At 55.7% G+C, this 13,904-nt stretch carries 10 protein-coding genes; 3 read left to right on the top strand and 7 right to left on the bottom strand.

All coding sequences use genetic code 11. The features are described from left to right. Positions 1-83 precede the first annotated feature (83 nt). The 3 genes from V6575_RS06890 to V6575_RS06900 are packed head-to-tail and all read left to right on the top strand — an operon-like array spanning position 84 to position 4,489. A complete protein-coding gene (locus tag V6575_RS06890) occupies positions 84-2,558 on the top strand; it encodes an ATP-binding cassette domain-containing protein (RefSeq protein ID WP_422785535.1) in 2,475 nt (824 codons plus the stop codon). Next, positions 2,555-3,616: an ABC transporter permease gene (locus V6575_RS06895; protein WP_340273469.1), complete on the top strand. Its 1,062-nt coding sequence runs from the start codon at positions 2,555-2,557 to the stop codon at positions 3,614-3,616. Before V6575_RS06890 ends, V6575_RS06895 begins: the two co-directional genes overlap by 4 nt. Before the next feature lie 45 nt (positions 3,617-3,661). Next, entirely contained in the window at positions 3,662-4,489 is an 828-nt protein-coding gene (locus V6575_RS06900) for a phosphogluconate dehydrogenase C-terminal domain-containing protein (protein WP_340273470.1), read from the top strand. Between the two features lie 121 nt (positions 4,490-4,610). Here V6575_RS06900 and V6575_RS06905 read toward each other — a convergent pair whose 3' ends face one another. The 7 genes from V6575_RS06905 to V6575_RS06935 form a co-directional block, all read right to left on the bottom strand. After that, positions 4,611-5,324: a transcriptional regulator NanR gene (locus V6575_RS06905; protein WP_340273471.1), complete on the bottom strand. Its 714-nt coding sequence runs from the start codon at positions 5,322-5,324 to the stop codon at positions 4,611-4,613. Positions 5,325-5,638: 314 nt separating this feature from the next. After that, complete coding sequence (locus tag V6575_RS06910; protein ID WP_340273472.1) at positions 5,639-7,819, bottom strand: glutamine synthetase III family protein; 2,181 nt, start codon at positions 7,817-7,819, stop codon at positions 5,639-5,641. 262 nt (positions 7,820-8,081) lie between these two features. Then, complete coding sequence (locus tag V6575_RS06915) at positions 8,082-9,059, bottom strand: ABC transporter ATP-binding protein (protein WP_340273473.1); 978 nt, start codon at positions 9,057-9,059, stop codon at positions 8,082-8,084. Next, a complete protein-coding gene (locus tag V6575_RS06920; RefSeq protein WP_340273474.1) occupies positions 9,056-10,111 on the bottom strand; it encodes an ABC transporter ATP-binding protein in 1,056 nt (351 codons plus the stop codon). Before V6575_RS06920 ends, V6575_RS06915 begins: the two co-directional genes overlap by 4 nt. Then, a complete protein-coding gene (locus tag V6575_RS06925; RefSeq protein ID WP_340273475.1) occupies positions 10,098-10,985 on the bottom strand; it encodes an ABC transporter permease in 888 nt (295 codons plus the stop codon). Before V6575_RS06925 ends, V6575_RS06920 begins: the two co-directional genes overlap by 14 nt. 2 nt (positions 10,986-10,987) lie before the next feature. Then, positions 10,988-11,941 carry an ABC transporter permease gene (locus tag V6575_RS06930; RefSeq protein WP_340273476.1) on the bottom strand — a complete coding sequence of 318 codons (954 nt, stop codon included), beginning with the start codon at positions 11,939-11,941 and terminating at the stop codon, positions 10,988-10,990. A 162-nt stretch (positions 11,942-12,103) separates the two neighbouring features. Further along, positions 12,104-13,714 carry an ABC transporter substrate-binding protein gene (locus V6575_RS06935; RefSeq protein WP_422785536.1) on the bottom strand — a complete coding sequence of 537 codons (1,611 nt, stop codon included), beginning with the start codon at positions 13,712-13,714 and terminating at the stop codon, positions 12,104-12,106. Positions 13,715-13,904: the final 190 nt, after the last annotated feature.

Raw genomic sequence — 13,904 nt, forward strand, 5'->3', positions numbered from 1 at the left:
GGCGGCAAGGTCACGTACGACACGATTGATCGGACGCGGAGCCAGAGCTTTGCGTCCGGCGCATTTGTCTTCCGGAGCTCGTAATGCTGCAATCCCAAACTGCCCCGATGGTTCATCCGACAACGGCGGGTGACGCCCATATGGCTGTCGTAAAACTTGACAAGATTGTCAAAGGCTTCGGCCCGACACTCGCAAATGCGAATATTGATCTTCTGGCAATGCCAGGGGACGTGATTGGCCTTGTCGGTGGCAATGGTGCTGGCAAATCCACGCTGATGAAAATTCTATGCGGGGTTTTGAGCCCCACGCTCGGGGAAATTTCCTTTGGCGGAGAAACTGTCAAATTCAGCGACTACGGAGCTTTGGAAGCCCAGAACCGCGGCATCCGTATGGTGCATCAGGAACTTTCCTTGTGCACGAACCTGTCGGTTGCGGAGAACTTCTTCATCGAAGCCTCTGGGGAAACGCGTCCTGCTCCTGGATGGCGATCCAGCCATCGAATGCGGGCGCGCGCTGCTTTGGATGCAGTCTTTCCCGGCAGCGGTATCGATGTTGACGCCAAAGTTGGTCATTTGACCATTGGCGAGCGGCAAATGGTTGAGATTGCCCGCGCTGCGACCACGCCAAACGTCAAGCTCGTTGTTCTGGATGAGCCGACTTCGTCTTTGGATCAGGAGCGCTCCCAACAATTACGCAGTTATATTCGGGATACATCGAAGACCGGCACGGCCTTTATTTTTATCAGTCACAAGCTGCAGGAAGTCATCGACATTGCGAGCATGGTTCTTGTCTTGCGCAATGGCAAAATGGCTTGGCAAGGGGACGCAGTAGAAGCGTCGATTGAAAAGCTCGTGCAGTTGATGGGCGGCGACGTCGGCTCAATCAAGCATCATGACAAGGTGGCTGCGACCGAAGCAAAGGATGCCATTGTGCGTCTGACTGGCGACGTGACGTCTTTTATTGGGCGTGAGATTGAAATTGGACGTGGTGAAATAGTGGGGCTGGCAGGCCTTGAAGGCAGTGGCCAGAAGGAACTCCTGCACGCCATCTTCCAACGGAACGGTAAATCATCTGATGTCGTGCGCAACGAGCCTGTCAGCTTCATTGCCGGTGATCGCCAGAAAGAAGGCGTGTTCCCGATGTGGAGCGTGCTTGCCAATATGTCCATTGGCAGGATCGCTCAACGGTCTGGGCTGACCGCTGTTTCCGATAAGGCTGAACGGCAGGCGGCATTAGAGCCCGCAGGCCATTTGCAACTTGATGAGGCTCGCTTCGATTCAAATATTCTGGAACTGAGCGGTGGCAACCAGCAAAAGGCACTGGTGGCGCGCGCGCTGGTCGCAGACACCCCAATTATTCTTCTTGATGATCCCACTCGCGGTGTTGATATCGCCACCAAGCAGGACTTCTATCGCCTATGCGATGATATCGCACAAGCTGGGCGGACCCTGATCTGGCAGACCACCGAAGATGCCGAGTTGCTGGCAACAGACCGGGTTCTGGTGTTTGCCGACGGTAAAATCGTTGAAGAGCTAACCGGATCCGAGATTACCGAGGAAGCCATTGTCGCAGCCTCATTTGCCCACCAGTCGGGCGAGAAAGATGTGGCTGAGGACAAAGGCAGCACATTTGCAAAATTCGCACGTTACCTTGTGGACGCTGCGCCGTTTATTGGCTTGGCCGCTGTGCTCATAACCATGATTTCTGTCAACCCAATTGTCGCCTCGACCTTCGGCCTCGACTTGCTGTTACTGCCTGCCGTGTCGTTGGTTTTGATTGCCATGGCACAGATGTTTGTGGTGGGGGGCAGCGAGATCGATTTGGGGGTGGGAGCCTTTGCCGGACTTGTCAGCGTGCTCAGTGCCACATTGCTATATGATCAGCCCTGGCTTGGAGGACTGGCCATTGTGGCCGCGATTGCGGGCTATTCCTGTCTCGGTGGTCTTATTCAGGCACGCAAAATTCCAGCCATCGTGGTCACTCTGGGAGCATCCTTTATCTGGATCGGAATAGGCTACTCGCTCCAGCCAACACCCGGTGGAGCCAGCCCGCAATGGCTGAGCGCAATGGTGAACTGGTCTTTGTTCGGGCTGCCGACTTCGATCATCCTGATCATGATTGTAACAGCTATCACCATCCTGATTGACCGAATGCCTCTAGGCGTTGTGCTGCGGGGCTTTGGCAACAATGCGGCGGCCATGACACGATCTGGCTGGTCTTCAGTGCGTTATGGCGTCATCCGGTATTTCATTGCAGCGCTGTATGCCGCAACCGCCGGGTGTTCCCTCACGGCGATCAACACGGCCAGTGACATCAACTCCGGCAACTCGTTCACCCTGCTCAGTGTGGCAGCTGTCGTGATGGGCGGATGTGCATTGATCGGCGGCATCATTTCACCAATCGGTGTGGCAGCGGGCGCTGTCACCCTGTCCTTGATCGGAGCCTTGCTGGGCATGTTGAATGTCAGCAGTGATTACAATGCCGCAACCCAAGGGCTGGTGTTGATCGCACTTCTTGTGCTGCGAAGTGCAGTTGCTGACCGGAGGAACGAACCATGAGATCTTTCTCCGATTTCGGCTTTTGGGCACAGAAAAACCGCTGGATCTGGGCAGCTCTTGGCGTTGTCCTGCTGTGGTTGACCTTGTCGATCATTACCAACCGATTCAGCCTGTCGAGCCTGTCCGGCATTGTATTATCCGCATCGTTTCTGACGATTATTGGCATCGGGCAAATGTTCGTTGTCACAACCGGTCGCGGCAATATTGATCTGTCGATCAGCTCGGTCATCACGCTCAATGCCTATGTCGCCTTGCTGACAATTGAGGGGCAGGACGCCAATTTGATCATAGGTATCCCGGTTGCGATATTGCTCGGCCTTGCCATTGGTGCAGTGAACGCTTTGCTGGTGGTCGGCCTGCGGGTCCCCGCCATCATCGCCACATTGGCCATCGGCTATGTGCTGGCCACCGCGACGTTGCTCGCCAATCGTGAGATGAGCACTTTTGCGGTCAGCCCGACCCTGAAGTACCTGGCGAGTGCCAAGCTTGGCGGCCTGCCGATCATGGCTCTCATCGCCCTGGGCGCTGTTCTGATTTCCATCTATATCCTGCGTTTTTCGGCCTATGGTCGGGCGTTGTCTGCTGTCGGGCAGAACAGGTCCGCCGCGCGATTGGCTGGGATCAAAACCGGCAAGGTGATTGCCATTGCCTTCATCATCTCGTCGGTGCTGGCATCGATCACCGGGGTGCTGCTCGGTGCATATATCGGCGGTGCGTTTCTGGAAATGGGCCAGCCCTATTTGCTGCAATCCATTGCTGCTGTGGTGCTGGGCGGGACGTTGATCTTTGGCGGTTCAGCGACAGCGCTGGGCACATTGTTTGCCAGCATTCTGCTGATCCTGATCGTGACCACGATGCAAATCATGGGTCTACCGCCAGGGGCACAAGATATGGTTCAGGGTGTTGTTATCATTCTGGTCCTTGCTTTGGCCGGGCGGGAAGCCGTGATGCGGCGCACGCCCAGCGGAGCGGACAACGGAACACAAGGGCCTTCAGAAACGGATGCAGCCTCTGCTGCGGGCACAATGCCATCTGGAGCCGCATTGGAAAATCGCTAGCCTCTTCGGTTGGCCAGAAACACAACAAGCATGGAGTAAAATGAAATGACAAAGATCGCGTTGTTTGGAGCAGGCGGCAAAATGGGATATCGCCTCGCGACCAACTTCCTCGGCTCGCGATTTTCCATCAGTCACGTCGAGGTCAGTGAAGCTGGCTGTGAGCGCCTTAAAACCGGCTTGGGTGTCGAGGCTGTGTCCGCAGATGTCGCGCTGGACGGGGCTGAAGTGGTTATCCTTGCAGTGCCTGACACGCACATTGGCAAGGTCATGGAGAGTATCGAAAGCAAGATCAAGGCGGGCACGATGGTCGTGGCGCTTGACGCCGCTGCTCCCTTTGCAGGGCATTTGTCCGACCGGCCAGATCTCACTTATTTCATCACGCATCCTTGTCATCCGCCGATCTTCAATGATGAAACGGAAATGGACGCGAAGCAGGATTATTTCGGCGGCGTCAAAGCCAAGCAGCATATCGTCAGTGCGCTGATGCAGGGGCCAGAGTCTGACTACGCCAAGGGCGAGGAAATCGCCCAGGTCATCTGGGCTCCGGTCATGCGTTCGCACCGGGTGACGGTCGAACAAATGGCACTTCTTGAGCCGGGTCTATCCGAGACGGTTTGTGCATCTCTTCTGTCCGTGATGAAGGAAGCCATCGATGAAGTTGTTGCGCGTGGTGTGGATGAGCAAGCAGCGACTGATTTCCTGCTCGGCCACATGAATGTTCTGGGCGCCGTGATCTTTGGCCAGACCGAAGGCGTGTTCTCAGATGCCTGCAACAAGGCTATCGAATTCGGCAAGCCGGTGCTGATGCGCGATGACTGGAAACGCGTGTTCGAAACTGACGAAATCACCGCCAGCATCAAACGCATCACCTGAGTTTTCACTGGTTTAAAAATGACCGGTCCGTCGGCATCTTGTTGCCGGGCCGGTTTTTACGTTCACCCGGTGTTTGGGGGGGGATGCTGTCGGTTCGGATTGGCCCCGTAAACAGGGCCAGTCAGCCGTCTGCTTTTTGAACGTAGAGTGTCTTCGAGCGCTCAAGGTGCTTGATCATCACTTGTTCCGCGCCATCGGCGTCGTGGCGGGCGATGCACTCGATGATCTCTTCATGTTCGGACAAAGTGGTGTTCTCCTTGCCGGACCAGATCAGCATGTCGGTGTGGTATTCTTCGAGCCAGCCAAGCATCGCCTCACTGACAGCCACATAGATCGGATTGCGGGAAATCACAGCGATCTGTGTGTGCAGGCGCATATCTGCATTGATGAAGGCCTTCGCATCGCCAAGTGCATCGCGCTGCTCCGTCAACATCGCCCGAAGCTGCTCTAAATCCTTGTCCGTTGCCTTCTGGGCTGCTTCACGCACCATACCACGCTCGAAGAAAATACGGGCGCTTTTTAGGTCTTCGAGAGAATCCTTGGAAGAGGCCAGCATGATTTTAGCGGTCACATCGACTTGCTTGAAGATCGACTTGGCCGACAGCTGGAGGACCTTGGCGCGCTCGCCATGGGAGATGGCAACAAGCCCCATGTTGGCCAGAGCTTGCATCGCTTCGCGGATCGCCGGGCGTCCGACTTGAAAACGCGCCATCAATTCCCGCTCTGAGGGCATTTCATCGCCGGGGCTCAGCTCTCCGCTGCTGATCAGGCGTTTCAACCGTTCGAGCACTTCGTCAGAGAGCTTGCGCCGAATGATGGGCTCTGAATGGCTCATGATGGGGATATACTCTGCTGATGATGAGGCGAGTGAATGAGTTTGCGAATGTTACCCGGCATGCGAAAACTGCATTTGCCATAGGATGCGCATTACAAAGGGCAAAATATGAAGAGCAAATCAACAATGCTCGCAGCCTGATGTGATGATTATACCACTCTGCATGGCAGATGGAAGACATCTACACGAATTAGCCGAAGCCATTCATGCCGTTTGACTATAGATCATAGGCAAAATTTGGCGAAGTGAAGAGGCTGAGAAAAGCGGGGAAGGGATGCCGGGGAATATCCCCGACATCCAAATGTCAGCTTGCTCTACTTGATGTAAAGCATTTCCTGAAAGGTCGGCAGGGGCCACAGGTCGTCAGCAATAAGCCCTTCCAAAGCGTCTACGACACCACGAATGTCCAGCATCTGCGGCAAGATCTTGTCTTTGATAAACAGGCAATGCGCAGCCACCTCACCCTGATCGTGTTCTGCTGACTTCAGGGCTTCAAGTGTGGCGATCCCGCCCTGCAGCTTTTTGATCAGATCCGTGATTTCGGAGATCGTTGTGTGATCTGCCTCAATGCCGATTGCCTTCAGGCTTGCAAGGCTGGAGGCCAGCTCGCCCTGGTAACGCACAGCAGCCGGGAAGACGATTGTCTTGGCCATTTCAACAACGAGATTGGATTCCACATTGACCGAAGCGATGTATTGCTCCGCGTAGACCTCATAGCGGGAATGCAGTTCTCGTTCTGAAAGCACACCATATTTGCCGAAGAGCTCGGTGTATTTCGGCTCCAGAAGAACGCCCACCGCATCGGCTGTCGTCTTCAGGTTTGGCAGGCCACGGCGTGCTGCTTCCTCGTGCCAATCGTCCGAATAGCCATCGCCGTTGAAAACAACGCTGGAGCATTCGCCCCAGACCTTCTTGATGTAGCCCTCAACCGCGCCGCCGAGTTTTTCCGGCGTGCTGGTGTCTGAGGCTTCAAGATGGGACGCAGCTTCATCCAGTGCTTCGGCCATGATGGTGTTCATGGCCACCATTGGTCCGGCGATGGACTGGTTTGAGCCAACAGCACGGAACTCGAAGCGGTTGCCGGTGAAGGCCATAGGGCTGGTGCGGTTCCGGTCGCCTGAGTGTTTCGGGATCGTTGGAATAACGTCGACGCCGAGGCTCAAGGTGCTCTTTTTCGAGGTAACAGTGTCGCCGTTGACGATGGCTTCCATGATCTCGTTGAGCTCATCACCCAGGAAGATCGACAGGATTGCCGGTGGTGCTTCATTGGCTCCCAGGCGGTGATCATTGGACGCTGATGCCACAACCGAGCGCAGCAATTTGGCGTGCTTGTAAACGGCGCTGATCATTGCTGTGCAGAACACCAGGAACTGCGCGTTTTCCGCAGGCGTATCGCCCGGATCAAACAGGTTGCCCGCCGCAGAAGAACCCATGGAGAAGTTAACGTGCTTGCCCGAGCCGTTGACGCCAGCAAATGGCTTTTCGTGCATCAGACAGGCCATGCCGTATTTTGCGGCGACCTTCTTCAGTGTCGTCATAAGCATCTGCTGATGGTCTGTTGCGACATTGGCGTATTCATAAACCGGCGCGATTTCGAACTGGCCAGGTGCCACCTCGTTGTGCCGTGTCTTGGTTGGGATACCCAGCTTGAAGCACTCGCGCTCTACTTCGAACATGAATGATTGTACGCGCTCGGGAATCGCACCGAAGTAATGGTCATCGAATTCCTGACCCTTTGGAGGTGGGGAGCCGAACAGGGTCCGTCCGCACGCCAGAAGGTCGGGGCGATTATAATAGAAGTGATTGTCGATTAGGAAGTATTCCTGTTCTGCGCCGGCGGTGGCCGAGACAAATGGGCCGTCCGTACCGAAGAACTTCAAAACCCGCTGGGTCTGGTCGTTCAAGGCCTGCATGGAGCGCAGAACCGGCGTCTTCTTGTCCAGCGCTTCGCCGGTCCAGGAGACAAAGGCTGTTGGAATACACAGCGTCGTGCCGTTCGGGTTCTCGATGATATAAGCCGGGCTGGTGACATCCCAGATGGTGTAGCCGCGTGCCTCAAATGTCTGGCGAATGCCGCCGTTCGGGAAGGATGAACCATCAGGCTCGCCCTGGATCAGCGCTGTGCCGGAGAAGGTCGCGATCGTTCCGCCGTCGCCGTCTGGATCAAAGAATGAATCATGCTTTTCGGCGGTCAGGCCGGTGAGCGGGTAAAAGACGTGCGCGTAGTGTGTCGCGCCCTTGGCCAATGCCCAAGCCTTCATGGCCTCGGCGACCGCATCTGCAGTCGAAATATCAAGGGCATCACCGGATGTGATGGTTTTCTTCAAGGACTTGAAGGTCGCCTTTGGCAGGCGCTGCGCCATTTCATTCAGGCTAAAGACGTTCTCGCCCCAAACGCTGCTGGTCGGATTGGCAATAAAATCAATCCCTGACTCATATGCAGGGGCCGTAGTGATGGAGGAAATGGCATTAAGCCGCGCAGCGTTTCCGCTCATGAAAAGGTCCTTTATAAACGTCGAATTATCAGTTTTCCCTTTGGGGAGTGCCCATGTTGCATGTGCTAAGCAACTGCCATGCCAATGGAACTAAAAGCGAGGAAATGCCCAATAAAGCGCCGGATGGGGATTCTTGGTTTTGATGTTCACTGCTTAATTGTGTGGCAATATCAGAGTTTGTGATTGTTTTCTGGGCTGCGGGAGTGTTGCCACTTTCGAGAGGTTCCGGCAAGTCGGGGAACTCCTGACAGCTCGTGGCAGGCTATTTGCTTCCAGCTGTCTCCATAACGCAGGCCACTTTGTGACCGCCCATCACATCGACCATTGGTGGCAAGCCTTCGCGGCATTTGTCCGCCGCAAACGTGCAGCGTGGCGCGAAGGAGCATGACGTGGGGGCTTCTTCCAGAGCAGGGGGCGCGCCGGGGATGGCATCTAATCGCTCGCCCTTGATTGCGCCATGAAGGTTGGCTGCAAGAAGCCCCTTTGTATAGGGGTGGCGCGGGTTCTTGATGACGTCCCTGGTGGTTCCTGTCTCGACGACATTTCCTGCATACATCACGGCAATGCGGTCAGAGACCTCAACGGCAACGCCAATGTCGTGGGTGACGAATATCACGCCCATGCCGAATTCTTTCTGCAGTTCACGAAGCAGCAGCAGGATCTGGATCTGGACTGTCGCATCAAGGGCTGTCGTCGGTTCATCTGCCAAAAGCAATTTGGGCCGACAGGCCAGAGCAAGAGCGATCATGGCCCGTTGTCGCATGCCGCCGGACATTTCATGCGGGTATGTCTTCAACCGGCGTTCAGGCGAGGGGATGCGAACGCGGGTCAACATGTCGAGTGCCACGTCCATAGCTGCTGTCTTGCTGATGCCCTTGTGGCGCATCACGGTCTCGGCAATCTGGTCGCCGACAGTATAGACAGGATCAAGTGCCAGAGCGGGCTCCTGAAACACCATGGAGACATCGCTGCCGCGAAACTGCGAAAGGGCTTTGCCAGACAGGGACATCACGTCCGTTCCGTTGACCTTGATGCTGCCTTCAATGTCGCTGCGCTTCGGCGGCAGGAGCTTCAGAAGGGTTTTCAGGGTAACGCTTTTGCCTGATCCGGATTCACCCAGCAGACCCAGCATTTCACCGGGTTGCAAACTGAGGTTCAGACCATTGATGGCATGCACAGTCCGCTCGCCCTTGAAGCGAACCGTAAGGTCCTTGAATTCAACGAGAGGTGTCTGGGTCATTCTGCGGCCTCTCTTGCAGCCAGGCTATGCCCTGAGGCTGGATCCTGAATATGGCAGGCGGCCAAATGATCCTGGTCGCCTCCGATCACGCTCAAACGAGGTTTGGCGGTGCCACAAACAGTCTCGGCAAACTTGCACCTTGTGTGAAAACGGCAGCCGCTGGGTGGGTTGATCGGGTTGGGTGGATCCCCTGCAAGCGGCGGTTCTTGCGTGCGATTATCCGGGTCCATTGAGGGCATGGCGGCAAACAGGGACGCTGTGTAGGGGTGAGCTTGATTTTCGTAGATGGCTTCTGCCGGTCCAACTTCGACCACTTCTCCAAGATACATCACCAGCACCCGGTCGGAGATGTAACGCACGACATTCAGGTCATGCGATATGAAGACATACGTCAGACCAAATTCCTTGCGCAGATCATTCAGCAAATTGAGAACCTGCGCCTCGACAGACTTGTCCAACGCGGACACGGCTTCATCCAGAATGACAAGGCGGGGTGACATTGCGAGTGCTCGTGCGATGTTCACGCGCTGGCGCTGACCACCCGAGAGCTCGTGAGGATACCGGTTGGCGAAGCGTTCCGGATCCAGGCCAACCCGGGTCATGAGATCGCGTGCAATCCCGGTGGGATCTTTCATATTGTGAATTTTCGGGCCAAAGGCGATGGAATCAACAATGGTCAGGCGCGGGTTGAGAGAGGCGTAGCTGTCCTGAAACACCATCTGCACGCCGCGGCGAAGATCCTTCATTGAAATGTCAGAGCCTACAGCATCGCCGTCATAGATGATGTTGCCATCATCCAGCTCGATGAGACCAATCAGCAGCCGGGCTGTGGTGGATTTTCCGCACCCGCTTTCGCCGACGATCCCGAGGGTTTCGCCTTTTTTGACTTCGAAAGAGATACCGTCCACCGCGTGAACCGTCGCCGTTTGCCGGTTGAGCAAGCCGGAGCGTATGGGGAAGTGCTTCTTCAGGTTTTTGGCGATGACAAGTGGCTGTTGCGGGCCACCGCGATCATCTGTGCCGGAGCCTCGGCTGGCTTCAGTCTTTGACATTCATGGCACTCCGAAGACCGTCGCTGAGAAGGTTGAGACAAAGGGATGTGACGAAGATCATCAGGCCGGGCAGGGCCGCGATCCAGGGGTTCACATAGATCGCGGTGCGGAGCGTGTTGAGCATCAGGCCCCATTCTGGTTCCGGCGGGCGAACGCCAATGCCGAGAAAGGACAGGCCAGCAGCCAGGATCATGCAGACGCTGGTCAGGCTGGTCGAATAAACGAAAATCGGACCGAGCACATTGCCGATGACATGTACGCGGATGATTGTCAGGGCGCTGCCGCCGGACGCGCGCGCAGCGTCAATGTAGTCAAGCGAGCGGACACTCGACGTTGCGCTTTCTGCGACCCTGGCAATGGGGGGGATGAAGACGATGGTCAGTGAGACCAGGCTGTTGAGAATCCCCGCGCCAAGAGCGCTGGAAATTGCGATTGCCAGAAGGACGGACGGAAAGGCAAAGAAAATATCGACTGTCCGCATGATGATCGTGTTGACCCAACCACCGACATAACCGGCGATCAGCCCCAGCGTCGAGCCAATGAAGAAGGCAAAGACGACAGGCATTAACCCGACGAAAAGCGTCAGCCGCCCGCCGTAAATCAGCCTTGCGAACATGTCGCGGCCTTGCTCGTCGGTTCCAAGCGGAAACCCCGGGTAGCCAATGGGCTTCAAGCGTTTGATCATGCTTGCTTTGTAAGGGTCGCTCAGTCCCAGGTAAGGCGCGAACATAGCTGCAAGGATAAGCGCCAGGATCAAAACTGCACAGGTGACTGCGACAGGGTCTTTGCTGAAGCGTTTGAAGACGCCAGACCAGTAGCCCGGTGTCTTGGTGACTGGTTCCGGCAGGTCTGAGGTGTCTGTGGCAACACTCATTGTCAGGACCTCTTGATACGTGGATCGATGGCGGCCTGTGCCACATCGACGATGAGGTTCATGGTGACGAAGAACAACGCCAGCACCAGAATGGTTCCTTGCAGCAAAGGCAGATCCCGCTGGAAAATGGCGTTGGACAGCAGAAAGCCGGAGCCGGGCCAGTTGAAGACTGTCTCGATCAAGATCGAGCCGCCAAGAAGGTAGCCGAGTTGAAGGCCCATGACGGACAGTGCTGTGGGGGCTGCATTCCGGATCACATGACGCAGAACATCGCTATGCCGCATGCCCTTTGCATAGAGCGCTTGCACGAAGTCCATTGAAAATATGTCACCAACCAGCGCTCTGACAGTGCGTGCGACGATGCCAATAGGGACCACAGCAAGCGTAATTGAAGGCAGAATGAGATGGCGTATATGCGCATAATCCCAGACCCATTCTCCAGACCCCCCAGGACCGGCCCCCATGGAGGGCAACCAGCCGAGTTGGACGGAGAAAATGATCACAAGCACGATGCCGAGCCAATAGTTCGGCACGGAGACGCCGGTGATCGCAAAAGCCGTGACTGCACGGTCGATGATCGTGTCGCGAAAATAACCTGCGATAAACCCAAGGAACAAACCGATGGGGAAGGCGATCAGACTGGCGGTGAAGGCCAGCATCAATGAGTTTTTCACCGCGCTGAAGACTTCACCCGCAACAGGGCGGCCAGTTGCAATGGATTTCCCCAAATCCCCGGTGAGAGCCTTGCCGATCCAAATCGTGTATTGGATGGGCAGGGGCTTGTCGAGCCCGTAGGCGGAGCGCATGGCAGCTTGTTCTTCCTGGGTCGCATCGACTGGCATGATTGCAGTCAACGGATCGCCCGGCGCGATATGCACGAGCAGAAAGCAGATAATGCTGACACCTACGGCGACTGGAAGCACATAGATCAGACGTCGGACGAGATATGTGAACATGTCTCAGATCATGGTTCGGGTGTTCAGGAAACACCGAGTGCTGGCGACATGGCCCCTAAGTCATGACTTCATAAACAAGGTCATGACTTAGGGGCCTGCTGGCGAAATAGAGTGAGAGAAAGCAAGAGGCCGCAGGAAATCTGCGGCCTCTTTTGGGTCTGGTTAGTCCATCGTGATACCAGAAAAATTCTGGTACCAGTTCTGAGCCTGAACAAAGCCTTTGACCTTAGGGTTCATGGCGCGCGGTGCAACGTCATGGGTAACCATCAGGAACAGAGCGTCATTGACGTACTTCTCGTGGGTCTTGCGCAGGATTGCATCCTGTTCTTCGGGATCAAAAGTGGTCTTGATCTGTTCGAACAAAGCCTGCATTTCCGGATCGCAATAGTGGCCCCAGTTTGTGCCGTTCGGCGCGATCAGATCACAAGAAAGGTGACGGATCAGACCGGTGAATGGATCCTGAATGAAGTAGGTGAAGTTGATCGACTGGGAGTCTTCGACGCTCGGATCGGCAGCGCCTGCACGCCACAGATTGATCATCTGGTTCCATTCAACAACCATGAATTCCACTTCGATGCCAACTTCCGCTAGGCTCTGCTGGATGTATTCGTTCATCGGCAGTGGCAGCATCTGGCCGGAACCGGATGGTGAGATCAGGGCTTTAACCTTGAGCGGCTTGTCAACGCTGTAGCCAGCTTCGGCCAACAAGGCTTTTGCAGCTTCAGGATCATACTTCACGTCGAAAGTCGGCTTGCCGAACCACTGGCTGGACGGAGGCAAGAAACCTTTCGCCGGAACCATCAGACCGCCAAGCAAGGCGCCAAGGCCTTCCCGGTCAATCGCAAGGTTTGCAGCTTTACGAACGCGGATGTCGTTCCAAGGCGAACCTTCCAGGCGCGACAGATGCCAGGTCCAGTTGTGTGGATAGGCGTTTGAGACGATTTCCATGCCGTTGCCGGTCAAGGCAGGGATGGTGTCTGGAGCTGGGGCTTCGATCCAGTCAACCTGACCGGACAGAAGGGCTGCAGTTCTGGCATTTGGCTCAGGCAACGGCATCAGGACCATTTTGTCCAGCTGCGGTACGCGGCTGTCATCCCAATAGGCTGCGTTCGGGACCAGCTCTGCCCGTTCACGTGGAACGAAGCTTTCCAGTTTCCATGGACCTGTACCAGATGGCTCCTTGGCAACTTCTTCCCAGCTCTTGCCATGGGCTTCCCAGTTGGCTTTGGAAGACATCAGGATCCAGGCAAGCTGGTAGGGAAGAGTGGCGTCTGGCGTTTTGGTGGTGATTTCCAGCGTGTAGTCGTCGAGGGCCTTGTAAGAGGCAACAGCAGGAATGCGGGACTTGCCCTGCGCTGACTGGCGGGGGTCATATTGTTCGCTGTCCGGGACGAGCAGCTTGTCTAAATTCCACACGACGTCTTGAGCTGTGAAGGGGCTGCCGTCATGGAATGTTACACCTTCGCGGATCTTGAACGTCCATTTGGTGTTGTCTTCGGGATCGACACTCCATTCGGTCGCCAAACCCGGGATGAGAACCGATGGCTTGTCGGCGCTGGTCAGGTCCCATTCGATCAGGGAATCATAGACCGTATAGCCCATGAAGCGCATGCCTTCGCCGCCTTGGTCGGTCTGGCCAGTTGTCAAAGGAATGTCGGATGCTGTCATGCCGACGCGGAGTGTTCCACCCGCCCATACGTCGACCGACCCTGTCGCGATAGCCGCAAGCGATAAGGCCGCCAACGCTGCGCGTCTAAGTGTCTTCAAAGCCATTGATGATGTTCCTTTTTTGAACGTGGCATTGGCCCCTTTCTGGTCCCTTGGAGGAGGGAAATTGAGCGAAGGCCGTGCCGTTTTTGTGCCGCGTCTGTTCTGAGCAAGAACGGGATATTTCACTCAGATTTATGAGTTTCCGGCTGTCTGGTGGCCGAAGATGCAACAGCAATCAGTTGGAAGCCAGCAG

The organism is Roseibium algae (genome assembly GCF_037783265.1).
Classification (GTDB): Bacteria; Pseudomonadota; Alphaproteobacteria; order Rhizobiales; family Stappiaceae; genus Roseibium; species Roseibium algae.